Raw genomic sequence first — 25,423 nt, 5'->3', positions numbered from 1 at the left:
GTCTTTCCAATCTCCCCCGTCCCCATGACCACCGCCCTTGACACCGACGTCCGTCCCGAAGACCGGTTCATCTCGGCTTTTGAGGTAAACCACGGGCAGGCCCTTAACGGAACGAACGCCTCGATCGCCCAGCAGCGCGAGGACGCCATCGAGCGTTTCGCCCAGCTTGGCATTCCGACCAACGACCTGGAGGCCTGGAAGTACACGAACATCGCAAAGACCATCGACCGGCCCTACACCCTCCCGCTGGCCCCGGAGGGCCCCTCGCTCGAGCCGAGTGACATCGCCCCTTTCACGATCGACGCGATGGATGCCCACCGTGTCGTGCTCGTCAACGGCCGCATCGACGAGTCGCTCTCCGACATCGGCGACCTGCCGTCGGGCGTCGTGATCAGCAGCCTCGCCCAGGCCGGCGAGGACCACCCCGACACCGTGGAAGAACATTACGGCCAGTACGCCGACTTTGAGGACGAGGCACTCACGGCCCTCAACACCGCCTTTGTGCAGGACGGCGCCTTCGTGTACGTGCCCTCCGGCACGATCGTCGAGAAGCCCATTTTCTTCCTCCACGTCACGGCCGGGGCGGAGGATCTTTTCCTGCAGCCCCGCCACCTGTTCGTGGTCGAGGACGGGGCGATCGCCAAGATCGTCGAGGCCCAGCATTCCCTGACCGACGCGCAGACGTTCACGAACACGGTGAGCGAGGCCTTCGTCGGCGAGCGGGCCAACCTGGAACACTACCTCGTGCAGGACGAGGGGCCGAACGCCTCTCAGGTCCACACGCGCGCTGGCCAGCAGGAAGACGACAGCGTGTACTCGACCAACACCATCACCTTCAGTGGGGAAGTGGTCCGCAACAACGCCACGGTCGAGGTGAACGGCTCCTTCTGCGAGTCGAACCTGTACGGCCTCTGCATTGGCAAGGGCGAGATGCACGTGGACAACCACACCCAGATGAACCACGTGCAGCCGGACTGCAACAGCAACGAGCTGTACAAGCACGTCCTCAACGACGAGTCGACCGCCGTCTTCAATGGCAAGGTGCTGGTGACCCGCGGGTCTCAGCGGATCGACGCCTACCAGCAGAACGACACGATTGTGCTGACCACCGACGCGAACATTTACACGAAGCCGGAGCTTGAAATTTACGCCGACGACGTGGTCTGCAGCCACGGCGCGACCACCGGCCAGGTGAATGAGGAGGGCGTTTTCTACCTCCGCTCACGGGGCCTCTCGGAGCGCCGGGCGCACATTTTGATGCTACAGGCCTTCACCGACGAAGTGCTGAGCGAATACAGGATCGACAGCCTCCGCAACTACATCACGGACAAGATCCGGCGCCGCTTCGGCAGCTACTTCGAGTAAGCCTGTGAAGGAAAAGACGTGTGAGGGGCATCCTCGATCACACGCCCACACGTTCCTTCTACACCTTCCCCCAATCCGTCATGCCCGCGACGACACACCCAACGTCCCAGACGGCCTCGTTCGACGTAGAGGCGCTCCGTGCGGATTTCCCCGCACTCGAGCAGGACGTGTACGACGACACGCCCCTCGCCTACCTCGACAACGCGGCTACCTCGCAGAAGCCGACCTCGGTGATCGAGCGGCTGGATGACTTCTACCGCGAGGAGAACAGCAACGTGCACCGGGGCGTCCACCGGCTCAGCCAGGACGCCACGGAATCCTACGAGTCGGCCCGGAAGTCGCTGGCGCGCTTCCTCAACGCGCCAGACCCCGACCAGATCATCTTTACGCGGGGCACGACGGAGGGGCTCAACCTCGTCTCCTCCACCTTTGGCCGCATGGTCGTGGAGGAGGGCGACGAGATCCTCCTCACGGAGATGGAGCACCACTCCAACATCGTTCCCTGGCAGATGCTGGCCGAGCGGGCGGGGGCGTCGATCGAGGTGCTGCCCGTTACGGACCGCGGCGAGCTGCGGATGGACCTGCTTCCGGAGATGCTCACCGCGGACACGGCGCTCATGGCCATCAGCCACGTCTCCAACACGCTGGGCACCATCAACCCGATGGCGGACGTCATCGACGTGGCCCACGCCGAGGAGGTGCCCGTCGTCGTGGACGGGGCGCAGTCGGCGCCGCACATGCCCGTCGACGTGCAGGCGCTCGACGCCGACTTCTTCGTGTTTTCGGGGCACAAGGTCTTCGGGCCCACCGGCATCGGCGTCCTCTACGGGAAGCGTGAGCACCTCGAGGCGATGCCGCCCTATCAGGGCGGCGGCGACATGATCGACCAGGTGTCGTTCGACGGGTCGACCTACGACGGGCTGCCCCACAAGTTTGAAGCCGGCACGCCGAACATTGCCGACGCGGTCGGGCTCGGCACCGCCGTCGAGTACATCATGGACCTGGACTGGGACGCCGTGCAGGCCCACGAGGACGATGTGCTCCGCTACGCCACTGAGCACGTGCAGGATGTTGAGGGCACCCAGATCGTGGGCACCGCCGCCAACAAGACGAGTGTCCTTTCGTTCGTCTTCGACGACATCCACCCGTACGACGCCGGGACGGTGCTCGACCGTGAGGGCGTCGCCGTGCGCACGGGGCATCACTGTACGCAGCCGCTTCTGGAGCGGTACGGCCTCCCCGGCACCATTCGCGCGTCGTTCGCGGCCTACAACACCCACGAAGACGTAGACCGGCTGGTCGAGGGCCTCCAGAAGGTGCGGCACATGTTCGGCTGAGGCAACCACACCGCCAGCACGACCGTACACCTGTTCACACAACGCTTTCCATCCCCCCTGCTCTCGCCGTCATGCCCGCTACCGATACAGTCACGGACCGCGCGCAGCAGATCGTCGATGAGTTTTCCCTCTTCGACGACTGGATGAGCCGATACGAGTACCTCATCGAGCTCGGTGACGACATTCCCCTGCTCGAGGAGGAGAAAAAGACCGACGAAAACTACGTTCACGGCTGCCAGTCGGATGTCTGGATCGAGACGGAGCTCGATGAAGACGATCGGGCCCTCTGCGTGCAGGGGGACAGCAACGCCAAAATCACGAAGGGATTGGCCGCGCTCATCATTCGCGTGATCAACGAACAGCCCCCCGAGGCCGTCGCGAACGCCGACTTTGACTTTCTTGATGACATCGGCCTGCACGAGCATCTGAGCTCGCAGCGAAATAACGGGCTGAAGGCCATGATTGAGACCGTACAGGAGCGCGCCCGTCAGACGTAAAGTGCAATGCATGAGAAGCGTGGCGTGATGCCGTGAGGGCTTCCGTCTCACGCGTCATCCACCACATCTTCTCCAACGGCGCTCGTCCCCGCGGCGACCCACTTCACTCGCAAGACATTCCTAACTCTCCAATTACAACATGAGTCCTTCAGGTGCGATGCCCGGCGGAATGGGTGGCATGGGCGGCATGCCCGGCGGCGGGGGCGGAGGCGCCGCCGACATTCCCGACGACAAAGAACAATCCGAGATTGAGCTTCCGGAAACCATTCCGGACCACGTTCAGGACACACCGGACGACGAGCTGTATCAGCGAGTCGTGGAGTCGCTCCGCGAGATCTACGATCCGGAGATCCCGGTCAACATCTACGACCTTGGCTTGATCTACCACCTCCAGGTGGACGCGGACGGGCACGCAGATGTCCTGATGACACTCACGGCGCCGAACTGCCCCGCCGCGGGCGTCTTGCCCGGCCAAGCCGAAGACGCCGTGCGAGAGACCGACGGCATCGAGAGCGTAAACCTGGAGATGACCTTCGAGCCGCCCTTCTCCCCGCAGATGATGTCCGAAGAAGCCCGTCTCGAACTCGGCTTCATGTAGCTCCCCACAACGACTTCGGAAGAGTGAATTTCACCGAACTCGTTCCCGCTCGACGCTTGTAGTTTCAAATCCGCCGATGACCCACGCCCGTACCATTGCGATGGCAGACACCCTCCTCGCCGACGAGCGAGCGGAGGACGTGGCCGCAATGGTGGGGCCGTTGCTCGAGTCCGTATCGGCCCCGGCCGCCGAAACGGGGCAGATCCTGCTCCGTGGACGAATGGCACGCGTCGAGATGATCCATCGGAATCGGCCCCCGCAGGCACTCGACCTGCTTCCGTCCCTGGACGAAGTGGCCGATGCGTGCACCTGTGCACGAGCAGAGGTCGCGCTCTGGCGAGGATGGGCCCATGCGCGGATCGCCGAGACAACGGCGGAGGCAACCCAGGCCCTGCACCTGCTGAAGCAGAGCCAGGAGCTCTTTGCGTCAATTTGCGACCCGCAGGGCCGATGCTGGGCACTCCTCGGACGGGCCGAGGCCTACGCCGCACTCGAGGAAAACGGCCTCTTGCATCGCGTGCTTGCTGACGCATCGGGCCTCCTCGACCGCCTCCACGATGCACAGGCCGATCGAGTATACCACGCTCTTCGAGATCGCTCGCCCTCGGAGGCCCCTGAACGCCGTTCGGGGCCGTCCGCCACGACGACCGACCCGTCAAGGGTGGTCGACGGATTCGTGGCCGAGAGCTCTGAGATGCAGGCCGTGGCCGATACGATCCAGAAGATTCGGCCCAGCGACAGCCCCGTCCTGATCACTGGAGAAAATGGGGCGGGAAAGCGTCTCGTGGCCCGCACGATCCACGCAACGAGTACTCGGGCCGACGGCCCCATCGAACACGTCTCTTGCGACCCAACACAGGCAGGGGAGTCGTTGGAGGCGAAACTGTTTGGGATCGAGAACGACGATCCAACTCAGTCTGGGGCCGTGCAGGCGGCCGATGGAGGAACGCTTGTCATCGAAGACATTGACGGCCTCCCTCTTTCCCTGCAAGGGTCGTTGCTCGATTTCTTGGACACAGGAACCGTTCCGCCGACGGGTGACGATGCCCCCTCCGTGGACGTCCGTCTTCTCGCCACCACGACGGCCGACCTTGACGCCCGCGTCAACGAGGACCGGTTCCGGCCCGCGCTCCGCAATCGGCTGCGCATCATTTCGGTCCACGTCCCGCCTCTCCGCAAGCGGCGCCCCGACATTCCCTTGCTCGCCCGTCATTTTCTCAACCAGATGCGTCCGGAGGGCTCATCTGTGGTCTCCATCACCCAGCCGGCCATGGAGGCCCTTCTCCGGTACAACTGGCCCGGAAACGTGCGACAGCTTCGCAACGAGATTGAGCGGGCGCTGGTGCACGTGCAGAGCGAGCCCGCCCCCACAATCACGCTCGACATGCTCCTCAACACCATCGTCGAGGGTGCACGTCGGCGAACCGCGGCGCATGCTCCACAGGAAGCCCCGGACGCCATTTTAGAGCCCGACCAGACGCTCAGCGACGTGCTCTCCCGCACCGAAAAAGCCGTCATCGAGCGGGTCCTCCGGGCGTGCGACGGCCAAGTGACCGCCTCGGCGGACGTGCTCGGCCTCACCCGACAGGGGCTCTACAAGAAGATGAAGCGGCTCGACATCGACGCCTCCGCCTTCCACCCGACCTCGGAGCCGGCATCCGCCTCCTGACCGCCCCACTCTCTCGCAATTGCGCTCTCGCCATGCCTTCCGACCCCCCCTCTTCCAAAGCAGAGGCATCGGCCGCGGTTGATGTCCAGTTGGACCATGCCTCGATCATGACCACGGACCTCGATACGGCCGTCTCCTTCTACGTCGATCTCATCGGGCTCTCGCTCCGCACCGTGGAGGATGACCCCGTACGCGACGGACGGCGGTGCGCTCTGCTGATGGACGACCGAGGGCAGGACGTCGTGGAACTCATCGAAATGGAAGAGATGAAGCACCCGTCGGTGCCAGGGCGGGGCGGCATCCATCACCTCGGATTTTCTCTCCCCCCTCGCGAGTGGCACTCCCTACGCTCTCGCCTCGACGCGGCCGACCACGCCTATGAAGAAGTGAAGGGACGGCTCTTTGCCCGAGATGCCGACGGGCTGGTGCTGGAAATCGAAAAGGGATAACCTCCCCTCTCTTTACTCTTCGTCTGTCTTCGCCCCTGGAGTCCGCACCCCGTCGGTCAGTTCGTTCTCGTCATCGGGGCGAATGTCTATGCCCTTCTGTTGCAGGAGGCGTCCGCACATCTCCACAGCCTCCACGAGCCCCTCGCTGAGGTTGTCGTTCCGAATCCCGCGTCGGATTCGGGCCACTACCTCCGCCCAGTCCTCGGGATCCACTCGCTGGTTGATGCCGGCATCCCCGAGCACTTCAATCCGGTGCTCTCGGAGGGAGACGAAAAGCAGGATGCCGGTTCGGTCGCGCGTGGCGAAGACTTCTTCCTCCACGAAGGCCTGCATGGCCCGGCGATGCACTGTGGCGTCGAGGCGATCGGTTCCGGCCAGGAGGCGCTGCAACGGATAGACGTATCGCGCAAGGAGGCCCCCTACGGTGCCGGCTGCAAGCACAGAAAGCGCCACCCCCCACGGCGCGAAGAGCCACCCCAGGCCCCATCCGTCATAAAATTGCAGCGTAAGCAAGACGGCCGTGAGGACAAGCAAGACCGCCGCGCCAGTGCCCCGCCACACCGCAACCTCGTAGTCACTGCTACGCGGCACCACCACGGGCACAATTTCCCCGGCCGTCCGCTCTTCGGCACGCTCCACCGCATCCCGGATTTGATCCTGGTCGAGCCGATCAATCATTGCGTCCATGAGCCACCACGGAATTTGGAACGAGGGGGAGCGAAGGGCCGGGAGATCTAGGTCCTACGAGAAGGGCAACCATCGGGAGGCCACAACGAGCCTTTTCTTCATTGGGGAGCACCGGCACCGCCGGATCCAGGCCCTCCTTGCGACGGTGCTTCCGAGGAAGATCGCTGCCGCTGCTTCTCGATGATCTTAAGGGCCTGCTCGGCCTGGCGCACGAAAGGCGATCCTTCTTCGGAAAACCGCTTCACCTGTTCAAACTCTTTCGTCGCCTGATCCAGCCGATTGATCTGCAGCAGCGCAAGGCCCTTCTGGAAGCGCGCCGGGACGAACGTCGAGTCCTCGTCGAGCACGGCGTTGATGGCCTTAATGCCGCGCATGGGACGGTTCGTAAGCAGAAAGGCCTCGCCCATCCGGGTTCGGGCGTCGAGGTCGTCCGGGCGCTGATCCACGACGGCCTCGTAGGCCCGTCCCGCGTGGCGCGCCACGTCAAGGACCTGCTGCCGCTGCCCCTCCCCTTGCAACTGCTGCATCCATCGATACAGGAGGTCCGCAGCCCGGCGCTCGGCGTCGACTGCGCCGGTGGCCGCCGCAATGTCTTTTTGCAGCACGGCCGCCCGCCCCGGCTGTCCAACGCCGATCAGAAGATTGACCAACTCCGCCTGGGCCGCACGCTTGTCTGCGCCAGAGGCCTGTTCGATCTCGGTCTCCAACGAATCGATCTGCCCCGCCATCGCCCCGGTGGACGACGTGCCGGCCTGGTCGAGGAGGGTCTGGAGGTCCGTCAACTCGCCCCCCCCACTCGCTCCCCCGGATTGCCTGGGCGGCGATTCTCCAACGGATCCGGTGGAAGAGGCCTCATTCCCGGCCGAGGCCGCGGACGCATCTGCCCCCTGTTCTCCCCCCCACTCGTACTGCGCGCTCCACTGCGTCGCAAAAAAGAGGCCGACGACCAGCACCAGCGCCCCCCCAACGAGCAGGGCAATCTGCTGGCCCATGGCCTTCTGCGTCTTTTCCGACGGGGACGGCGTGCCGCTATCGGAGTCCGCCTCGCTCGCGTCCGAAGAAGGACTCGTGGGCAGGTCCGCGGCCACCGGACGCGTCCCCGTTGGCGAGTTCGCCGAGGAAAGGTCCTGGAGGGCCTCGCCGCACTGGCTACAGTAGCGGGCCCCCGGCGGGTTTTCCCAACCGCACTGGTTGCAGAAAACGGACGGCTCGTCGTCCGTCTCGGCCGAGCTCGTTTTGGGTTCTGCCGACTCCTTCCGCTCATCTCCGCCTCCCTCTTCTTCGGCTCTGTGGGTCTCATCTCCCCCTTCGTCGGTCGCCGAATCTGCCGAATCCCCATCCTCTACGGCCGTCCCACAGAGGTCACAGCGATCCGCCGACGCCGGCACACGGGCGCCACAGGACGGACATGGACGAGTCGTGTCGGGCATGATCTAGTTGTGCTTCCAACTACGAGTACAGGGCGTTCGGACTATTCCTCTTCGGACTTGTGTGACGCGTCCACGGCCTCACTCAGCTTGTCCGAGGGCTGAAAGACCGGTTTGTACCGATCCTCAATCTGGACGGGCTCGTTCGTCTGAGGGTTGCGCCCGGTCCTCGGTGCCCGGTGCTGGACCTCAAACACGCCGAACTCACGGAGCTCAATGCGCCTGCCCTCTTTCATGGCCTGGCGCACCGCCGTCATAAATCCCTCGACGACCGCTCGTGTCTCGATCTTCGTAAGGCCGGTTCCATCGGCAATCTGGTCGATAAGGTCTGCCTTCGTCATGGACATGGAGAAGCCAGGGGCGAATGAAGAGGGACATGCAATTTGAAGTGTCTGAACGCTCCCGCCGAAGTCGTGATTCGGAAAGCCCCGAGAATCTCGGTGTGCGTGAAACGCGTCTCGCGAACCGGCTTCTCATTCATGCCCGGGTGCTCCGAGCGGGAAGGGCCTGCACACCGTTCCCGGCCTCGGACGGGGACGCCAACACAGCCCCAGCGGTGGCCTGCCTCTGGGGGCGTGGCGCTGGCCCTCGCAAAGCGGGTCTGAGTCAGGGGGAGTCTCGAGAAACATTTGGGGCCCTGCAGAGAACCATAGAGTCGGTATTGGTGCCACCGTCATATGCCTTCGGACCAACACTTTCTCTCGATGCAGGCTCGCCTCCCCATTCAACTCCTGGTTCTTCTTCTGTGCAGCCCCGCCCTGGCCCTTGGCCAGTCGCCAAGCCAGTGGCAGCAGCACGTCGACTACGACATGAACGTTCGCTTGAATCCGGAGACGCACCAGGTTGACGGCCGTCAGCGGCTCACCTACACCAACAACTCGCCGGACACGCTCCGCACGGTGTACTACCACCTCTACTTCAACGCCTTTCAGCCGCAGTCGATGATGGCGGAGCGCAACCGGCACCTCCCCGACCCCGATGGCCGTACGGTGCCGCGCATCTTCAACCTAACGCCGGACGAGCAGGGCCGGCAGACGGTGACCTCGCTCACGCAGGACGGCACACCCGTCTCCTATGAGGTATACGATACGGTTCTGCGGGTGGATCTTGCCGAGCCCATACCGCCCGGCACCTCCACCACCTTCGTCATGGACTACCGCTCGCAGGTCCCCCTCCAGACGCGCCGCAGTGGACGCGACAGCCGCGGGGATGACATCGATTACACCATGACGCAGTGGTACCCCAAGATGGCGGAGTACGACGAGCGGGGCTGGCACGCCAACTACTACATCAACCGCGAATACTACGCGCCGTACGGCACGTTTGACGTGGAGATCACCCTCCCCGCCGAATACACAATTGGCGCCACCGGCGTTTTACAGAACCCCGACGAGGTGGGGCACGGCTACGACATTGACGGCAGCGGCACGTGGCGCCCGTCGGACGGCCTGCCAGACGCGGACACGCTCACCTGGCACTTTCGGGCCGAAGACGTCCATAATTTCGCGTGGTCGGCCGACCCCGACTACATTCACGACAAGGTGACCGCGGACGGCACCACCCACCACATCCTCTACAAGCCCGGGGTGGCCGAGCAGTGGCGCCCCTTGAGGAGCGACATGCCGGACCTCACGACGTTCTTTGGCCAGGAGTACGGGGACTACCCGTATCCGCAGATGACCGTGGCGCAGGGGGGCGACGGCGGCATGGAGTACCCGATGTTTACGGTTATCAGCAGCTACGACGGACCCGAATTTGAGGAGAAGAGCAGCTACCGGTCGATCCTCGGCACCACGGTCCACGAGTTTGCCCATATGTGGTACTACTCGGCCCTCGGCAGCAACGAGGCCGACTACGCCTGGATGGACGAGGGCTTTACGAGCTACGCCACGACGGAAGGGATGGCCCACCTCGCGGGACAACCCGCGAATCACACCGGCGCCCGCCAGAGCGTCGTGACCATGCACCAGCTCGGACTGGAGGAGCCGTTCAGCACCCCCGCCGACTGGTTCTCCACCAACACCGCGTACGGCATCACGTCGTACCCCGGCGGACAGATGCTGGTGGACATGCTGGGCTACGTCATCGGCGACGCGCAGCGCGATCAGTGGCTGCGGCGCTACTTCCGCGAGCGCGAGGGCATGCACCCCGACCCCTTCGACCTGGAGCTGTTCGCGGAGCAGGAGAGCGGGCTCATGCTCGACTGGTATTTCCAGCAGGTGACCGAGTCCACCCGTGCCGTCGACGACGCGATCGCGGACCTCGATCAGGAACGAGCGGACGACAGCGTGGCGGTGGACCTCACCCTGGAGCGAAAGGGCGCCCTGCGCCTGCCGCAGGACGTGAAGCTCACGCTGGCCGACGGCTCCACGCAGTGGCTCAATGTGCCCCTCGCCTCGATGCACGGACACAAGCCGGTGCCGGACGACTGGATTGTGACGGAGCCGTGGCCCTGGGTTGCCCCGGAAACCACGGTGTCGGTGACGCTCGATCGTCGTGTCGAGAAGGCGGTGATCGACCCGAATGGCGAGACGCCGGACGTGAACCGCCTCAACAACGCCACGACTCTGCCCCTCAAGACGCGCGTGCTCCGCGCCCCCCAGTCGCGCTGGTCGCACTACGAGCTGGGCGTCCGGCCGCTGGCCGGGTACGCGCACGACTTTGGGTTTGGGGGCGGCGTGCAGGTGCGCGGGCAGTATTTTCGGGGCGAGCGTCGGCTCCGCGGCACGGTCACCCTCTGGCCCGAGGTGCTGTTTTCCGGGGGGGACGACCCGACGCTGCTGGATGCTTCAAGCCCTGGACGCGGTTTCGATACGGGTTCGTGGTTTAGCGGGCTTGACTACGAGCTTGGCTACGAGCACCCATTCACTCCGTTTGGGGCCCGCGCCACGGTTGAGCTCTCAGCCGCAAAGCATCTCGGCGTGCTCGAAAATCGGCTCTCTTTTCAAACGCCGCTCCGATCACCGCTTGCGGAGACGAACGAGCGCCTCCGGTTTTCCCTGCTCCAGCAACTGAACCCGAGTGATCGAGCATTTGGGATCCGGAATGCGGGCCTCCTCTGTTCGACGCCTCAACGTGTCGGCTCTTGCGTTCCCGTCCGGAGTAATCCGTGGGGAGAATCCCACGCCGTATCGGCCCGCCTCGACTACACACTCGCAAGCGGGGACGACCGGCTGAACGCCTCCGCCGAGCTTGGCGGGACGCTCCTCGGGTTCACCGGCAATCGAGGAGGAGCGGAACGCTTCAGCCCCTTTGACCAGGCCTCCCGCGTTTCGCTGACTGCTCAGAAGACGGCGGACTTGGGCGCTCTGACGGGCCGGGCGAATCTTCAGTTCGGCCTCGGGGCCGACGGCCTGCTCCCACACAAGCGCTTCGTGTTGGGCGGACGCTCGTTAGAGGCACAGTGGCGCAGCGACACGTATCGGCAGGCAAGTGCGGCCTTCGAGCAGCCCGTGTCGGATGCCCACCTGGTCGGCTTCGGGCCAGCGGGCCCGGTCGCGTATCTCCGGGCCGCCAACGGGCGTCTCGGGCTTAGTGGCGAAAACATCACGGCCGGTCGGCTCTCGCTCGGCGGCACCCCATTCCCCACCGTGAACGCCCTCTCGCCCCTGCGCCTTTCCGCCTTCTCGGGCATCGGCACGACGTGGAATGAGGGCGCGTTTCTGTCTGGATTTGCCGCGGACAACCTGAAGGCCGACGCCGGATTTGGGGCCCGCTACAACATCTCCGAGATCCCCCACCTCGACCGCTGGACGGCCCAGTCGGATTTCCTGCAGGGGCTCGACGTGGTGGCCAAGTTTCCCCTCTGGGCCAGCGACCCGGGCCTCATTGAGGGCAGCACCGACGAGTTCGACTTCCGCTGGCTAATCGGCATCCAGGCGGATCTGTAGCATATAGTTTCTGACGATTAGCCCCCATTCTGCTCCTGCATCTCGCGCTGGCGCATCGGCATCGCGTCGATGGTGTCGAAGAGGGAGCGCGCGGAGACAGGCTCTGCGTCACGGCGCTTCTCGGTGCCGTCTTTGCCCACCAGCACGACCCGGAACGCGTCCGGCGCCACGTCGAACCGCTTGCGCAGCCGCCGGGCCGCTGCCTCCGTCAGCGGCCGCGGATCGGCGCCCGGAGCGGTGCGGTACGCGCCCTGGTCGCTGTCCGTCACGGTGAGCAACAGAAGGTCGCGGTCCCGAAACCCCGCGTCGCGGTCGGCGAAGGCTTGCTGCTGCTGGGGCAGGGCTTCACTGGTGTCTCCGGGCGCAAATACGAAGAGCAGCCGGTGCTCCCACCGATGATCTTCGAGGCGGAAGTCAATCGTGTCGGCAGGGGTAGCCATGACCACAATAGGCAGCACCAAAAAGACGCAAGCAAGGAACAGCTGTCGCATCGAATAAGGGCGTTGTCGTTGGGGGCTGGAGCACTCTTTCCCCTGGTCTACAGGGTCCATTTCCAGCAGTGCCGCCGGGCGCACGGCCCCGCCAGCCAGACCCCTGTGGTCCGAAATCAGTCTGTGGCTGTTCCCGATCGTTTGTCGGGGGCGTCTTCGAAGCGGGCAGCAGCAAACAAGTCGAAGGCCTCCGGCGTGTCGTCCCCACACGCCATGTCTGCCAGCAGGCGCCCCATCCGAAAGCCGTAGCCCATGCCGTGGCCCGTGAACCCGGTGGCAAAGACCCCCTCCGGGTGCTCGGGCACGCGCCCGACCACGGGCCGTCCGTCCGGCGAAAAGCCCATGGTCCCGCTCCAGCGGTGCTCGATGGCGAGTGACTGGCTCCACGGAAAGTGGGTGTGGAGGTAGCGCTCGATGGTGGCCTGCACCGCCGGGGTCGTAGCGTCGGTGCTCGTCTCCTCGGCCTCCCGGTGCGAGTGGCGTCCGCCCCCGACGAGCACGCGCCGGTCGCCCTGTTGCCGCACGTAGAACCCGCCGCGGTGCGAGTACACCGGCACCGGGATGTGCCTTCCATGGGCCGGGGCCGTCGCCAACATCTGGGCCCGCACTGGACGGACGAGGGCCGACGCTTCGGGCACCAGCTCCGACAGGGCCGGCCCAAGAGCAAAGACCACGCGGGGCGCTCGGAAGTGCCGATCGGGCGTTTCCAGGACCGCCCCCGCGTCGCGCCAGTGCACGCGGTGGACCGGGTGTTGGGTGTGTACCTTAGCCTCGCTCTCCGAAGCAATGTGATGGACGAGTTGGAGCGGATTGACGAGCGCCCCGGTGGTCATGAAAAGACTGCCGTGGAATCCCGTGGCTCCGATCCGATTGTTGGTCTCCTCCGCGTCGAGGTGGACGGCCGGCGCCCCCGCCGTGCGGAGGCACGGGAGGCTGGCCCGAAGCCGCTTGTCTTCTTTTTCGGTACCGGCCGCCACGAGCCCGCCGTCGGCCCGCCACGAAAACGCAGTGCCCCGCAGTTCCGCCGAGAGCAGGTCGCGGTTTTCTCGTGTGAACTGCCACAGTCGACGGGCCGTCTGCGCTCCGTAGCGCTCCATGTCCGTGCGGTAATCGGCGTGCGTGCCCTGCAGCACAAAGCCTGCATTCCGCCCACTCGCTCCCGCCCCCAGGGTCCGGGCCTCCAGCAGGCCAACGTTGAGCGACGGAGCGCGGCGCCCCAGCCAGTAGGCCGTTGAGCACCCGACGATGCCCCCGCCGACGACGATGACGTCGTAGGCCGTTTCCTGCGTTCGGTGGGCCTGCTGCCAGATGGAGACCGTCATGCAATCGGGTAGGGCTGTTGCCGGAAAAGATCTGTGGCGGCGAGCATTCGCGTCCACATGCGCTCTCGTACGGAGACAACACCCGCTCGATTCGGGGACAATGGATTGCGATGGCTCCCGCTATCCGTCCCCCTGCACGTCCACCAAAATTCGGCCCTGCACCTCGCCCGCCAGAACCTCTTCGCTCGCCTGCGGCAGGTCCTCGAGCGCAATGGTCCGGGCGTGAATGCGATCAAGGTGTGCGTCGGAAAGCAGATCTGCGAGTCGGGTCCAGGCCGTTCGGCGACGGTCGTTGGGACACGTATTCGAGTCAATGCCCAGGAGATTGACCCCCCGGAGGATGAACGGAAGAACCGTCGTCCGCAGCTCGTGTCCCCCCGCATTTCCGAACGACGCCACACTGCCGTGGCGCTCTAGTTGCGCAATGAGCGTCGCGAGCGTGTCTCCGCCCACCGCGTCGATCGCTCCCGCCCAGCGGGCCGACTCCATGGGACGGCCCGGACCGTCCTCAAACGTACGACGATGCACAATTCGGTCCGCCCCGAGCGATCGAAGGTATGCGTGCGCCGCTTCACTTCCCGTAGCAGCGACAACCTCATGCCCGAGCGCCCCCAGCAACGCAACGGCAATGCTTCCGGCCCCGCCCGATGCTCCGGTCACAACGACCGCCCCATCCCCCGGAGATACGTCGTGTTCGTCGAGCGCCATGACCGAGAGCATCGCGGTGAGGCCGGCCGTCCCGATGACCATGGCGTGGGCCGGGGCCAATCCGTCGGGGAGCGGGACAAGCTTGCGTCCCGCCACCCTCGCTTGTTGGCTGTATCCTCCCCAGTCGACCTCGCCCAGTTGCCAACCGGTTCCGATTACGTGATCCCCCTTTTCGAACGCGTCGTGAGCAGTGTCGAGGACGCGCCCGACCAGGTCGATGCCCGGCACAATGGGATAGTCTCCCCGGATCACCTGCCCGCGGCCCGTTACCGCCAGGCCATCTTTGTAATTCAGGCTCGAATACAAGACCTCCAGGTGCACCTCCTCCCTCCCAGCCCTCGGAAGAGCGTCGGGCCGGAGTTGCCGAATCTGCGCCTGAATCTCTCCCCCTGAGTCGTCGAGCACAAGTGCCGAAAACATAAAAGTCAGGGATTGGGTCAAGTGGACATTGCACGCACCCCATGCCACACCGACCGCCCCCAGTTGGTTCGTCCGCCCCCACGAGGCTCTCCGCAGGATGTGCCAGGCCCGCTCCCCGGAATCACTTTGCCAATTGTTCGTATAAAGAAGTAGTATGCTGTTCTCAAGCTGTGTACGTGCAGTACAGCGAGTGTCTCCGTGCTCCGCTCAGGGCGCTGCGACTTCGCGGATCTCGGCTTTATGTCCACCGGGCAGCTTCTGATGGACGCCCCCACTTGGCCCCCTTCGCTATGGACACGACCACAGACGCCATATTCGGTGCCTATCCGACGCGCTGCATGCTCGGGCTCGTCGCCAGTCTCGCCCTCCTGATTGCCCTGACTCACCTTCCGATCCAACGGCCCACTCCGAGGGTTGGGTGGACAGCCAGTTCGTCGGCCGACCGAATCCGGCTCAGCGACGTCGTGGCCGAGGAGTCCGCCGAGACGGACGCAGAACGTGTGGCCGGTCGCGCCCCTCCCCCCACCGGCACCGCCCCCTCTCCCGACGCACCATCGGAGACCCAATCTCGTTCGGGGCCGTCCCCGGACACTGGGAACTCCAAGCCCGGCGATTCAGGCCCCACAGCAGATCGAGAGAGGGCACAGTTTGCGAGCACGCTCGACGCCTCGGACCAGACGCCACGGATCGTCGGGGGCAAGGGGAGCCTGTACCTCAACCTGAATTACCCCGAGGAGGCACGCGCACAGGGAATTGAGGGGCGATTGGAGCTTGAGTTTCTCGTCCAGCCCGATGGGAGCGTGACGGACATTGAGGTGGCGAGCCCCCTCCATCCGCTGTGCGACTCTGCCGCCGTGGACGGGATCCGGTCGGTCGAGTTTATTCCCGCCAAGGTGGACGGAGATCCCGTTCCGATCCGCCTCCGCCTCCCCATCCGGTTCAAGATCTCGAGCCGCGCCACCGCGGGCCGGACCTCTCCGCAAGACTCCTAGCTCACGACGTGTATCGGAAACGTTTGCGTCGAGAAAAAGTACTCAGTAGTGCTCACGTTGAAAGCGCTTCCGAGCCCCTACACACACAGCCCCCTACCGCCATGCCCACTCCGACCGCCGCTCCTGAGTCCGACGTAGAGACCCCCGAGGATTTTCTTCCGATCAACGGCACCGACTACGTCGAGTTTTACGTCGGCAACGCCAAACAGGCGGCTCACTACTACGCACATCTGTTTGGCTTTCAGATTGAGGGCTACTTGGGCCCGGAAACGGGGCACGAGGAGAAGGTGAGCTACCTCCTTATACAGAACGACATCCGGTTCGTGCTGTCGTCCGCCCTCGGGCCAGACTCTCCCATCGGCGAGCACGTCCAGCGGCACGGGGACGGCGTGAAGGACATCGCGCTCTGGGTGGACGATGCGGCCTCATCGTTCGAGGAAACGACGAAGCGGGGCGCGCCCCCCATCCAGGAACCCACCGTGCACGAGGACGAGCACGGACAGGTGGTCACCGCCACGATTGCCACCTACGGCGACACCGTACACACCTTCGTTGAACGGTCGAACTACGACGGGCCCTTCCTCCCCGGTTTTGAGCGCTGGGAGAACGAATTCTGGTCGCCGCCGGCGCCGACGGGGCTGCAGTACGTAGACCATTGTGTGGGCAACGTCCACGAGGGCGACATGGACAAGTACGTGGAGTACTACGCCCAAACGATGGGCTTCTACAACATGCTCCACTTTACCGACCAGGACATCTCCACCGAATATTCGGCCCTGATGTCAAAGGTCATGGCCAACGGCGATGAGAAGATTAAATTCCCCATCAACGAGCCCGCCGAGGGCAAAAAGAAAAGCCAGATCGAGGAGTATCTTGAGTTCTACCGAGGGGCCGGCGTGCAGCACATCGCGCTCGCTACCGACGACGTCATTGCGTCCGTGCGCGAACTTCGTCGCCGCGGCGTCGAGTTTCTCCACGTTCCAGATACGTACTACGACCGAGAGGTGCTTGCCGAGCGCGTGGGCTCCATCAACGAATCCATTGACGACCTAGAGGAGCTCGGCATCTTGGTGGATCGCGACCCGGACGGCTACCTGCTTCAGGTCTTTACCAAGCCGGTCCAGGACCGCCCCACGGTCTTCTTCGAGATCATTCAGCGAGAAGGCGCTCGCTCGTTCGGGGCCGGCAATTTCAAGGCCTTGTTTAAGGCCATGGAGCGAGAGCAGGAGCGTCGCGGCAACTTGTAATTGGTCACCACGGGGGATCTCCCAAAGCGGATTTCAAGGCGCTGAACCGCGTCTCAATCGGTCTTCAATCAGCGGCCTGGGCCTCGGCTGAAGCCCCATCGCCGAGGCGCATTCGGGCCGCCCCCTTCGGAAAGACCGTCAGCGTCGCAAAGCCGCTCCTCTTTAAATTTTTCCGGGACGGGCTTGCGTTCTGCACGGCTGAGGTCTACGTTAAGCAATTGTCGATTTGCCCTTCGCTGGCGCCAGTGCTCTGTCGCCGCTAACGCACGGCCTCCTCTTCGTCTATGGTCCCGTCCGCCTCCGACGCTTGGCGTTCTGCGCTTCGCGACCTTCGCGAGACGCTTCCGGAGCGAACGGTCCAGAACTGGCTCGATCCGATCCAGCCGCTGAGCCTGTCGACGGATGAAGGGGCCCCTACGCTGCGCCTCCAGGTGCCCACTCCGTTTGGCATCCAGTACCTGCGGAGTCGATTTCAGCGCTCCATCCGACAGGCGGTGAGTGAGGCTGTGGGGGAGCCGACCGACGTGGCCTACCAGGTAGCCCCGGAGGACGAACGTCCCGACGAAATTTCCGCCGGCTCCACCTCCACCGAGTCCTCCGGCCAAAAGGCAGACGCTCCCTCGTCCGCATCGCCTGCCGATCGGTCCTCCGCCGGAACGTCCTCTCCCGACGAACAGAGCAGTCGCCCCTCGGCTCAGCCCCGTCCGTCCGGGCCCTCCGCCCCGTCCGCTACGGAGCCAGAACCGGTCCGCCGGTCTTCATCGTCAGAGCCGGCGTCGGGCGGGGCGGCTTCGTCCGCTGGACAGGCGGCATCCCGCTCCCCCTCCGACGACCTTGCGGACTCGTCAAGTGCTTCTTCGGAAGAGGGCTCCCCCGCACCGTCGCCCGCGCAGGGCGAGGCAGGCTCTCCGGACGAGCGATCGGCGCTTTACGAGCAGGCCAAGCAGCACCTTCGCCCCGAGTACTCGTTCGACGAGTTCGTGGAAGGCGATGGCAATCGCCTGGCCCGGAGCGCCGCCTTCGCCGTGGCCCAAGAGCCGGGCAGCACCAATTACAACCCCCTGTTGGTATACGGCGGCGTGGGACTCGGCAAAACGCACCTGGCTCAGGCCGTCGCCAACTACGCCCTCGAGCACAACACGGCCGAGCGGGTGCTCTACGTGTCCAGCGACCGGTTCACGAGCCAGTTCGTGCAGTCAGTCCGCGAAAATCGGATCGCGGCGTTTTCGAGCTACTACCGCCAGGCCGACCTCCTCATCGTCGACGACGTTCAGTTCTTCGGCGAGAAAGAGAAAACCCAGGAGGAGTTCTTCCACATCTTCAACGACCTGCACCAAAACGGCAAGCAGATCTTTCTGTGTGCCGATCGGCCCCCGGCGGAAATTCCGGGCATTGAGGAGCGGTTGCTCTCACGCTTTCAGTGGGGCTTGAGTGCCGACATTCAGCGCCCAGACCTCGAAACCCGCATCGCAATCCTACAGCGCAAGGCCGCCCGCCAGGACATTGCCGTCTCCCCGGACGTGCTGGAGCTGATTGCCCAGCGCATCGACTCAAACGTACGCCAACTCGAAGGCGCCCTCACTCGCCTCACGGCCCTCGTTCAGCTCGACGACAAGAAGCTGGATCTGGACACGGCCCGACGTTTCCTCCGCGAGCACACAGATGAAGGGGCCGATTCGCTGAGCGCAGACGACATTATCGAACAGGTCGCCGAGCACTACCGCCTCGAGAAGGGCGATCTGCTTTCCCGCTCCCGCAAGCAGACAGTGGCCCAGGCCCGTCAGATCGCCATGTACCTCTGCCGTGAATTGACGGACGAGTCGTACGACCACATTGGCTCTCGCTTCGGCGGACGCGACCACTCCACTGTGATCCACGCCTATCGCAAGATCGAAGACGCCCTGGAGTCCGACGCCGAGTTGCAGGGCACCATTTCTTCCTTACAGTCCAGCCTTCAAGATCGGTCGCTGTCTTCAAGTCTGTAGCGGCACCTTCTCCTCCGGCCCATGTCCACCCTTGATACTCGGTCCATTCACGCCGGCGAGCCGGAGCCACGGATTGAGGGCGCCGTGTCGATGCCGGTGTTCCAGACCGCCACGTACGCCCACGATGACCCGGGCGCGACGCCCCGGTACATCCGATATAACAATTCTCCCAACCACGAGGCACTCCACGAAAAGCTCGCGTCCCTCACCCGGACGGACGGTGCCCTCGTCACGGCGAGCGGCATGGCGGCCATCTCTTCCGCCCTTTTGAGCGTACTCGAGGCCGGCGACCACCTCGTAGCGCCACAGAGCCTTTACGGCGGCACCCTTGCTCTTTTCAACGACCTGCTCCCCCGCTTTGGGGTGACCCATACACTTGTCGCCGACGATGCGCCCGATGCGTGGACGTCGGCCCTTCAGCCGAACACCGCGGTGCTCTTCACTGAATCGATCGCAAATCCCCTTCTTGGCATCCCCGACCTGAAGGGGATGGTCGATGTTGCCAAGAACCACGGGCTTGCGACCGTCATCGACAACACGTTTGCCTCCCCGGTCAACCTCCGCCCCGCCACCCTGGGGTTCGACCTGGTGGTCCACTCTGCCACCAAATATTTAGGGGGGCATTCGGACCTTGCCGCGGGCGTGGTGGCCGGGGCCTCGGCGTGGCTGGAGGATGTGCGCCGCACGGCGAAGCTGCTCGGGGGCACCCTGGACCCACACGCGTGCTTTCTTCTGCACCGCAGTCTCAAAACCCTCGGGGTTCGGGTCCGCCAGCAAAACGCGACCGCTGGCCACCTCGCCAGGGCACTGACGGAGCACGAGGGCATTGAGCAGGTCCACCACCCCAGCCTTCCGTCCCACCCCAACCGGGATCGGGCGCAGGCCCTACTCGACGGGTTCGGGGGCATGGTTAGTCTCCGGCTCTCCCCTGCGGTCGAGATCGACCCGTTTTTCGAAGCCCTCTCGCTTCCCCTGCGTGCCCCCAGCCTTGGCGGCGTCGAGACGCTCGTGACGCAACCCATCCACACGTCCCACCAGGACGTGGATCCGTCGATCCGACACGCCCTCGGAATTACTGAGCGCGTTGTGCGGGTGTCTGTCGGGCTGGAAGGGGCTGGCGATCTCATCGAAGATTTCACCGGGGCCCTCGACGCCGGACTGGGGGACTAGCTCGTTCTCCCCCCGTCGCCTCCTGCCCTCGTGCCCCATGTCACAGCGCATCATGGTCGTTCTGTCGCTGTACGTCGCACTCGGTCTCGGAGGGACTGCCCGACGAGGCTCTACGTGAAATGATTGCCCGTAAGGGGACGGACCAGTCGATCTTGTGGTCGAAGACACCCGATCACGAACATTCAGTCCGGTCGGGCCCCAAACGCCTCATCGGCGAGGCAGGAGGCCTGAGGCCGACGCCCGTGCGCCGGCGGAGAGGATCTGTTGCAGCCCGACGTGCGGGTCCGCGGACAGCGGGAAGACGCTTCGAAGCCGCCTGTAGGGCTTCGAAGGCACTTCCACCCGTCGGTCAACCGGACTCTGGAATCACCTGAATGTCCAGGGTGGCCTCAAGCCCATGGCCAATGTCGATGGTCGCCGTATACGCCCCGACGAACCGGATGTCCTCATCGAGCTCGATGGCACGCCGGTCGATGTCGAAGCCTCGGTTCGAGAGCTCGACGGCAATCTGCTGGGTCGTCACGGTTCCAAAGATGCGGTTGTCCTCCCCCACCTTCGCGGTGAAGACCACCTGCATGTCTTCCAGCTCGTCTTTCAGCTCCTCGGCCTGCTCTTCTTTGGCGGCCTCCTTGCGGGCTTGCTGTTGCTGTTCATCGCGCAGCTGGCGAATCGCGCCGTCGGTGGCCACTCGCGCGAGCCCCTGTGGGATCAAGTAGTTGCGGCCGTAGCCGTCGGCCACGTCGTGGACCTCCCCTTTTTCGCCAAGGTGCTCCACGTCGTTGAGAAGAATAATCTGCATGATGCAATCGGATCAAATCGGTCGGAAAGGGTGGAGACAGTCCGTCCAGGTCGGCTACCGGACCGACTCGGACACGTAGGGCATGAGGGCGAGGTGCCGGGCACGCTTGATCGCCTTCGTAATCTGACGCTGCACGCGGGCCGGAACGCCCGTCACGCGACGCGGCAGGATCTTGCCCTGATTGTTGATGAACTGCTCCAGGAACTCGGTGTCCTTGTAGTCCACGTATTCGAGGTGTTCGTAGTCGACGTCGTTTTGGTCAGCCATGGGTCATTGAAAGCCTAAGTTCGAGAGACTCGGAAACGCAGGGATCTGGACGCGCTACTCCGCGTCGTCCTCTTCGTCGGACTCGTCCGCCGCTTCTTCTTCGGCGGCCTCCTGCGCCTGGCGCTGCTTGCGCTTCTCATGGTGGCGTTGCATCTTCGCGTCCATACGCAGGGTGAGGTAGCGGAGCACGTCGTCGTTGACCTCCAGCTCCCGTTCAAGCCGCTGAATGAGCGCACCCGGGGCCTGAAAATACATGTTCACGTAGTAGCCACTGCGCTTGCGATCGATCTCGTAGGCGAGGCGTTGGTTGCCCCACTCGTCGACCTCAAGCACGTCGCCCTCGTTGCTCTCGATAAGGTGATTCACCTTGCGGACAATGTCGTCCACTTGGTTTTGCTTCACGACCCCACTGATGACGTACGTGAGCTCGTACTGATACTTTTCTGCCATGTCGTGTGCTTGGTCCCTTTGGGATGGAATGAAGTCATGCCCCTCGTAGAACCCCGACAGCCGTCGGTGTGCGGAGGAGCAGGGAAAAACCGCAATGTGTGTGTACGACCGCGCCCCAACAAGGTCGCACAATGGCCTTGAAAACAGGGTGAGGATTTGGGGTGGCATCAGCCAGCAACGACCCCGAGTGCAGCACCTGATCGTCGAGCGTCACTGCGCGGCCAGAAGCCGGAACGGGATTTTGGGACGCGTATTGCGTGGCTGCTTTTCCTGAGGGGACACGCGACGTGAGCCACGCAACGCCCTACAGATTTGCCAGTTTCTCGGCGTGCTCTTCGGCGCGGAGGGCATCAATAATCGGATCGATTCCGCCTTCGATGACGGGCTGGAGGGAATGATTTTTCTGCCCCCCCTCTAAACGATGGTCGGTCACGCGGTCTTGGGGAAAGTTGTAGGTCCGAATCTTCGCCGACCGGTCCCCGCTCCCCACCATGGACCGGCGGGCCTCTTCACGTTCGGCCTGCTGTTCCTGCCGTTTTTTCTCGTAGACGCGAGAGCGCAGGACGCGCATCGCCTTCGAGCGGTTCTTGTGCTGACTCTTTTCGTCCTGGCAGGACACCTCCACGCCCGACGGCCCGTGCTTGATGCGTACGGCCGAGTCGGTCGTGTTTACGGACTGGCCGCCAGGCCCGGTGGCCTTGAACGTTTCGATGGTGAGGTCGCTCGGGTTGATGTCCACGTCCACCTCTTCGGCCTCCGGCAGGACCGCCACCGTGGCCGCCGAGGTGTGAATGCGGCCGCTCGACTCGGTTTCGGGGACGCGCTGCACGCGATGCACGCCCGCCTCGTACTTGAGCGTGCCGTACACGTCCTCCCCCTTGACGCCGAAAATAACTTCTCGAAATCCACCCTGTGTGCCCGGCGACGCGTCAATGAGCTCGTAGGCCCATCCCTGCTGCTTCGCATACTGCGTGTAGAGCCGAAACAGATCGCCGGCAAAGAGCGACGCCTCGTCCCCTCCTGCTCCGGCCCGAATCTCCACGATCGCGTTTTTCTCGTCCTCTGGGTCTTTCGGAATGAGCTTCTGCTTCAGATCCTCCTCCACCGCCGGAAGCTTTTGCTCAAGCTGTTCAAGCTCCTCTTTCGCCAGGGCCTCCATCTCTCCACTCTCGTCCCGAATCATCTCTTCAAGCTCGTCCCGCTCGTCGAGGAGTCGTTCGAACCGGTCGATGGCCTCCACGACCTCTTCGAGGCGGCTGTGCTCCTGGCCCAGCTCTCGCATCCGGTCCGGGTTGTTGGCGACCTCCGGGTCCGCCATGAGGCTTTCAACCTCCTCAAAGCGCCGCTTGACCTTATCGAGCTTCTCGCGTTCGATCATAGAGAGGGAAGGCTTGACGTATCAACAGCAGAGACACTGTACGGGGGCATGGGCATCGGGTTCGTCCAGCGGGGCGGCCCTCCGTGTCCAGAACCGCGGCCGACCGTGGGCATCATGAGCCAGGAGGCCCACGGCGCCCTGGAATGGAGGGCCTCTCTCCTTCTTCTCGTCTCACGGCCCGCCCCCGCAGCAGAACCGCCAATTTGCGCCGTCGCCATGGAGAGCTAAGAGGGACCTGCAGTTCTGGCCGGTGGGGCCGCGTTCACCTCAGAGGCGGGCCTCGATGGGGGGACATCACCGATAACTTTCTTCCGCGGTTTTGGACTTTATTGTCTGCCCACAACAACAATCATCGCGCAGATGGCTCACTCCACCGTCACGCTCTTCGCGAGGTTGCGGGGCTGGTCGACGTGGCACCCCCGTAGCACCGCGATGTGGTACGACAGGAGCTGCAGCGGGATGACCGTGAGAAGGGGCGAGAGAAATTCTTTCGTGCGCGGAATTTCGACGACGACCTCGCAGAGCGACTCCAGTTCTTCGTCCTTGTCGTCGGTAATTGCGATGACTGAGCCCTCTCGTGCCGCCACCTCTTCGATGTTCGAGAGCACCTTGTCGTAGGTGCTGTCTTTCATGGCGATGAAGACCACCGGCATGGAGCGGTCAATCAGCGCGATCGGGCCGTGCTTCATTTCGGCCGCCGGGTAGCCCTCGGCGTGGATGTACGAGATCTCTTTGAGCTTGAGCGCCCCCTCCAGCGCCACGGGAAAGTTGTATCCGCGCCCCAGGTACAAGAAATTCGACGCGTACCGGTAGGTGTGGGCCATCGACTTGAGCGCGCCGTTGCTCGCGTCCAGCACACGGCGCACCTTGTCGGGCACCCCCGCGAGGGCACGGATGTTGTCGGCCAGCTCCGCCTTCGACAGCGTGCGCCCCTCCGACAGCTTGAGGGCGATCATCGAGAGGACCGTGACCTGCGCGGTGAAGGCCTTCGTGGATGCGACGCCAATCTCGGGCCCGGCGTGCAGGTAGACGCCCGCATCCGTCTCTCGGGCGATGGTCGACCCCACGACGTTGCAGATGCCAAAGCAGGGGATGTCTTTGCTGTGGGCCTCTCGCACCGCCGCCAAGGTATCGGCCGTCTCGCCGCTCTGGGAGATCACGAGCACCACGTCGCCCTCCCGCAGTACCGGATCGCGGTAGCGAAACTCACTCGCGTACTCGACCTCCACCGGGACGCGGGCCGCCGACTCGATAAGGTACTCCCCCACGAGGCCCGCGTGCCAGGAGGTCCCACACGCCGCAATGACGATCCGATCGGCCTCTCGCAGCTGATCCCAGTGGCCATGGAGGCCCCCAAGGTGAATCTGGTTGTCCTCCGGCCGCACCCGACCCCGCATCGCGTCCTCCAGGGCATCGGGCTGTTCCATAATCTCCTTCAGCATGAAGTGGTCGTATCCTCCCTTCTCAATCTCGCCAAGCGACCATTCCAGTTCGTGGATCTCTTTTTTCAGCGGTTCATTGTCGATGGTCGTCACTTCGTACCCGGAGCGGCGCAGGGTCGCCATCTCTCCATCCTCCAGGTAGACGACCTGTCGGGTGTGCTCAACCAGGGGGGCGGCGTCGGATCCCAGAAAGTACTCGCCGTCGCCCACCCCCAGGAGGAGTGGGCTTCCGTTGCGGGCCGCAATGAGAAGGTCTGGATCCTCTCCCGACACGATGGCGATGCCGTACGCCCCGACCACCTGCGTGAGAGCCTGCCGCACTGCCTCCGAGAGGGACAGGTCCGTGGCCCGCTTCACCTCTTCAATGAGCTTTACGAGCACCTCCGTATCGGTCTCGCTCTGGAACGTGTAGCCCTTCTCTTCGAGTTGCTCCTTCAGGGTCCCATGATTTTCAATGATGCCGTTGTGCACCAGGGCGAAGGCCCCGTCGGAGCTGACGTGAGGGTGCGCATTGACGTCATTCGGGGCCCCGTGCGTTGCCCAGCGCGTGTGCCCGATCCCCACGCTTCCCGCCATGGGCGCGCCGTCAAGGCTATTTCGGAGATCGTCGACCTTTCCCTCCTGCTTGTGAACATGAAGATCAGCGTCGTCGACCGTCGCGAGGCCGGCCGAGTCGTATCCGCGATATTCGAGGCGCTTCAGTCCCGTGAGCAACAGGTCTTCGGCTTCTCGATCTCCGATGTATCCGACAATTCCGCACATGAGCGTCCAGATGGAATGGGTTGAGGAAAGAGATGGAAGAACAGGACGTCCCGGCAGGGACGGTCCCGCAC

General features: G+C 64.1%; 22 protein-coding genes. 11 read left to right on the top strand and 11 right to left on the bottom strand.

The window, feature by feature from the left end; genetic code table 11:
• Positions 1–24: 24 nt before the first annotated feature.
• From sufD to V5A20_RS00170, 6 genes are all read left to right on the top strand, one after another.
• On the top strand, positions 25–1,365 hold the full coding sequence (gene sufD / locus V5A20_RS00195) for a Fe-S cluster assembly protein SufD (RefSeq protein WP_332314357.1): 1,341 nt from the start codon (positions 25–27) through the stop codon (positions 1,363–1,365).
• 80 nt (positions 1,366–1,445) lie between these two features.
• Positions 1,446–2,702, top strand: coding sequence for a cysteine desulfurase (locus V5A20_RS00190; protein WP_332314356.1), 1,257 nt, complete (start codon positions 1,446–1,448; stop codon positions 2,700–2,702).
• A gap of 71 nt (positions 2,703–2,773) precedes the next feature.
• Complete coding sequence (locus V5A20_RS00185; protein WP_332314355.1) at positions 2,774–3,199, top strand: SufE family protein; 426 nt, start codon at positions 2,774–2,776, stop codon at positions 3,197–3,199.
• A gap of 187 nt (positions 3,200–3,386) precedes the next feature.
• On the top strand, positions 3,387–3,797 hold the full coding sequence (locus V5A20_RS00180) for an SUF system Fe-S cluster assembly protein (RefSeq protein WP_442978374.1): 411 nt from the start codon (positions 3,387–3,389) through the stop codon (positions 3,795–3,797).
• Positions 3,798–3,873: 76 nt separating this feature from the next.
• A complete protein-coding gene (locus V5A20_RS00175; protein WP_332314353.1) occupies positions 3,874–5,466 on the top strand; it encodes a sigma 54-interacting transcriptional regulator in 1,593 nt (530 codons plus the stop codon).
• A gap of 32 nt (positions 5,467–5,498) precedes the next feature.
• Positions 5,499–5,915 (top strand): VOC family protein, encoded by a 417-nt coding sequence (locus V5A20_RS00170; protein WP_332314352.1) that lies wholly within the window; start codon positions 5,499–5,501, stop codon positions 5,913–5,915.
• Positions 5,916–5,927: 12 nt separating this feature from the next.
• On the opposite strand, the gene V5A20_RS00165 is transcribed toward V5A20_RS00170, so the two are convergent.
• The 3 genes from V5A20_RS00165 to V5A20_RS00155 form a co-directional block, all read right to left on the bottom strand.
• Complete coding sequence (locus V5A20_RS00165; RefSeq protein WP_332326500.1) at positions 5,928–6,602, bottom strand: TPM domain-containing protein; 675 nt, start codon at positions 6,600–6,602, stop codon at positions 5,928–5,930.
• A 98-nt stretch (positions 6,603–6,700) separates the two neighbouring features.
• Positions 6,701–8,032, bottom strand: a complete 1,332-nt coding sequence (locus tag V5A20_RS00160; protein ID WP_332314350.1) for a zinc ribbon domain-containing protein — start codon at positions 8,030–8,032, stop codon at positions 6,701–6,703.
• A 41-nt stretch (positions 8,033–8,073) separates the two neighbouring features.
• Complete coding sequence (locus V5A20_RS00155) at positions 8,074–8,376, bottom strand: HU family DNA-binding protein (protein WP_332314349.1); 303 nt, start codon at positions 8,374–8,376, stop codon at positions 8,074–8,076.
• A 330-nt stretch (positions 8,377–8,706) separates the two neighbouring features.
• Between V5A20_RS00155 and V5A20_RS00150 the strand changes: the two genes are divergently transcribed.
• The gene (locus tag V5A20_RS00150; protein WP_332314348.1) at positions 8,707–11,919 is read left to right on the top strand and encodes a M1 family metallopeptidase; all 3,213 of its coding nucleotides are present in this window, start codon (positions 8,707–8,709) and stop codon (positions 11,917–11,919) included.
• A 17-nt stretch (positions 11,920–11,936) separates the two neighbouring features.
• On the opposite strand, the gene V5A20_RS00145 is transcribed toward V5A20_RS00150, so the two are convergent.
• The 3 genes from V5A20_RS00145 to V5A20_RS00135 all read right to left on the bottom strand — a co-directional run bounded on the left by V5A20_RS00145 (position 11,937) and on the right by V5A20_RS00135 (position 14,860).
• The gene (locus tag V5A20_RS00145) at positions 11,937–12,359 is read right to left on the bottom strand and encodes a DUF4174 domain-containing protein (RefSeq protein WP_263789510.1); all 423 of its coding nucleotides are present in this window, start codon (positions 12,357–12,359) and stop codon (positions 11,937–11,939) included.
• Positions 12,360–12,526: 167 nt separating this feature from the next.
• Complete coding sequence (locus V5A20_RS00140) at positions 12,527–13,732, bottom strand: NAD(P)/FAD-dependent oxidoreductase (protein ID WP_332326499.1); 1,206 nt, start codon at positions 13,730–13,732, stop codon at positions 12,527–12,529.
• Positions 13,733–13,852: 120 nt separating this feature from the next.
• Positions 13,853–14,860 (bottom strand): MDR family oxidoreductase, encoded by a 1,008-nt coding sequence (locus tag V5A20_RS00135; RefSeq protein ID WP_332314346.1) that lies wholly within the window; start codon positions 14,858–14,860, stop codon positions 13,853–13,855.
• A 290-nt stretch (positions 14,861–15,150) separates the two neighbouring features.
• Between V5A20_RS00135 and V5A20_RS00130 the strand changes: the two genes are divergently transcribed.
• From V5A20_RS00130 to V5A20_RS00115, 4 genes are all read left to right on the top strand, one after another.
• Positions 15,151–15,852 carry an energy transducer TonB gene (locus tag V5A20_RS00130; RefSeq protein WP_332326498.1) on the top strand — a complete coding sequence of 234 codons (702 nt, stop codon included), beginning with the start codon at positions 15,151–15,153 and terminating at the stop codon, positions 15,850–15,852.
• 101 nt (positions 15,853–15,953) lie between these two features.
• The gene (gene hppD, locus V5A20_RS00125) at positions 15,954–17,099 is read left to right on the top strand and encodes a 4-hydroxyphenylpyruvate dioxygenase (RefSeq protein WP_332314344.1); all 1,146 of its coding nucleotides are present in this window, start codon (positions 15,954–15,956) and stop codon (positions 17,097–17,099) included.
• A gap of 284 nt (positions 17,100–17,383) precedes the next feature.
• The gene (gene dnaA, locus V5A20_RS00120) at positions 17,384–19,084 is read left to right on the top strand and encodes a chromosomal replication initiator protein DnaA (protein ID WP_332314343.1); all 1,701 of its coding nucleotides are present in this window, start codon (positions 17,384–17,386) and stop codon (positions 19,082–19,084) included.
• Positions 19,085–19,105: 21 nt separating this feature from the next.
• On the top strand, positions 19,106–20,254 hold the full coding sequence (locus V5A20_RS00115) for a trans-sulfuration enzyme family protein (protein ID WP_332314342.1): 1,149 nt from the start codon (positions 19,106–19,108) through the stop codon (positions 20,252–20,254).
• A 349-nt stretch (positions 20,255–20,603) separates the two neighbouring features.
• On the opposite strand, the gene rplI is transcribed toward V5A20_RS00115, so the two are convergent.
• The 5 genes from rplI to glmS all read right to left on the bottom strand — a co-directional run bounded on the left by rplI (position 20,604) and on the right by glmS (position 25,352).
• Positions 20,604–21,053 (bottom strand): 50S ribosomal protein L9, encoded by a 450-nt coding sequence (rplI, locus tag V5A20_RS00110; RefSeq protein WP_332314341.1) that lies wholly within the window; start codon positions 21,051–21,053, stop codon positions 20,604–20,606.
• 54 nt (positions 21,054–21,107) lie between these two features.
• A complete protein-coding gene (rpsR, locus tag V5A20_RS00105; RefSeq protein WP_011404118.1) occupies positions 21,108–21,320 on the bottom strand; it encodes a 30S ribosomal protein S18 in 213 nt (70 codons plus the stop codon).
• A 54-nt stretch (positions 21,321–21,374) separates the two neighbouring features.
• Positions 21,375–21,770 carry a 30S ribosomal protein S6 gene (gene rpsF, locus V5A20_RS00100; protein WP_332314340.1) on the bottom strand — a complete coding sequence of 132 codons (396 nt, stop codon included), beginning with the start codon at positions 21,768–21,770 and terminating at the stop codon, positions 21,375–21,377.
• A gap of 304 nt (positions 21,771–22,074) precedes the next feature.
• Positions 22,075–23,148, bottom strand: a complete 1,074-nt coding sequence (gene prfA / locus V5A20_RS00095) for a peptide chain release factor 1 (protein WP_332314339.1) — start codon at positions 23,146–23,148, stop codon at positions 22,075–22,077.
• Positions 23,149–23,513: 365 nt separating this feature from the next.
• Positions 23,514–25,352 (bottom strand): glutamine--fructose-6-phosphate transaminase (isomerizing), encoded by a 1,839-nt coding sequence (gene glmS / locus V5A20_RS00090; protein WP_332314338.1) that lies wholly within the window; start codon positions 25,350–25,352, stop codon positions 23,514–23,516.
• Between the last annotated feature and the right edge of the window lie 71 nt (positions 25,353–25,423).

Origin of the sequence: Salinibacter sp. (assembly GCF_036626415.1) — a bacterium.
GTDB lineage: Bacteria > Bacteroidota > Rhodothermia > Rhodothermales > Salinibacteraceae > Salinibacter.
Note: the sequence above shows the minus strand (reverse complement) of the source record. Positions and strands in the feature narration are given on the sequence as shown.

What these genes read in the sequence shown, in the direction of transcription:
- rpsF (WP_332314340.1), bottom strand. Translation starts at nt 21,770, where the DNA reads ATGGCAGAAAAGTATCAGTACGAGCTCACGTACGTCATCAGTGGGGTC.
- V5A20_RS00190 (WP_332314356.1), top strand. Translation starts at nt 1,446, where the DNA reads ATGCCCGCGACGACACACCCAACGTCCCAGACGGCCTCGTTCGACGTA.
- V5A20_RS00135 (WP_332314346.1), bottom strand. Translation starts at nt 14,860, where the DNA reads ATGTTTTCGGCACTTGTGCTCGACGACTCAGGGGGAGAGATTCAGGCG.
- V5A20_RS00115 (WP_332314342.1), top strand. Translation starts at nt 19,106, where the DNA reads ATGTCCACCCTTGATACTCGGTCCATTCACGCCGGCGAGCCGGAGCCA.
- V5A20_RS00150 (WP_332314348.1), top strand. Translation starts at nt 8,707, where the DNA reads ATGCCTTCGGACCAACACTTTCTCTCGATGCAGGCTCGCCTCCCCATT.
- rplI (WP_332314341.1), bottom strand. Translation starts at nt 21,053, where the DNA reads ATGCAGATTATTCTTCTCAACGACGTGGAGCACCTTGGCGAAAAAGGG.
- V5A20_RS00165 (WP_332326500.1), bottom strand. Translation starts at nt 6,602, where the DNA reads ATGGACGCAATGATTGATCGGCTCGACCAGGATCAAATCCGGGATGCG.
- dnaA (WP_332314343.1), top strand. Translation starts at nt 17,384, where the DNA reads ATGGTCCCGTCCGCCTCCGACGCTTGGCGTTCTGCGCTTCGCGACCTT.
- glmS (WP_332314338.1), bottom strand. Translation starts at nt 25,352, where the DNA reads ATGTGCGGAATTGTCGGATACATCGGAGATCGAGAAGCCGAAGACCTG.
- V5A20_RS00160 (WP_332314350.1), bottom strand. Translation starts at nt 8,032, where the DNA reads ATGCCCGACACGACTCGTCCATGTCCGTCCTGTGGCGCCCGTGTGCCG.
- prfA (WP_332314339.1), bottom strand. Translation starts at nt 23,148, where the DNA reads ATGATCGAACGCGAGAAGCTCGATAAGGTCAAGCGGCGCTTTGAGGAG.
- rpsR (WP_011404118.1), bottom strand. Translation starts at nt 21,320, where the DNA reads ATGGCTGACCAAAACGACGTCGACTACGAACACCTCGAATACGTGGAC.
- V5A20_RS00155 (WP_332314349.1), bottom strand. Translation starts at nt 8,376, where the DNA reads ATGTCCATGACGAAGGCAGACCTTATCGACCAGATTGCCGATGGAACC.
- V5A20_RS00185 (WP_332314355.1), top strand. Translation starts at nt 2,774, where the DNA reads ATGCCCGCTACCGATACAGTCACGGACCGCGCGCAGCAGATCGTCGAT.
- V5A20_RS00140 (WP_332326499.1), bottom strand. Translation starts at nt 13,732, where the DNA reads ATGACGGTCTCCATCTGGCAGCAGGCCCACCGAACGCAGGAAACGGCC.
- V5A20_RS00130 (WP_332326498.1), top strand. Translation starts at nt 15,151, where the DNA reads ATGGACACGACCACAGACGCCATATTCGGTGCCTATCCGACGCGCTGC.
- V5A20_RS00145 (WP_263789510.1), bottom strand. Translation starts at nt 12,359, where the DNA reads ATGGCTACCCCTGCCGACACGATTGACTTCCGCCTCGAAGATCATCGG.
- V5A20_RS00170 (WP_332314352.1), top strand. Translation starts at nt 5,499, where the DNA reads ATGCCTTCCGACCCCCCCTCTTCCAAAGCAGAGGCATCGGCCGCGGTT.
- sufD (WP_332314357.1), top strand. Translation starts at nt 25, where the DNA reads ATGACCACCGCCCTTGACACCGACGTCCGTCCCGAAGACCGGTTCATC.
- V5A20_RS00175 (WP_332314353.1), top strand. Translation starts at nt 3,874, where the DNA reads ATGACCCACGCCCGTACCATTGCGATGGCAGACACCCTCCTCGCCGAC.
- V5A20_RS00180 (WP_442978374.1), top strand. Translation starts at nt 3,387, where the DNA reads ATGCCCGGCGGCGGGGGCGGAGGCGCCGCCGACATTCCCGACGACAAA.
- hppD (WP_332314344.1), top strand. Translation starts at nt 15,954, where the DNA reads ATGCCCACTCCGACCGCCGCTCCTGAGTCCGACGTAGAGACCCCCGAG.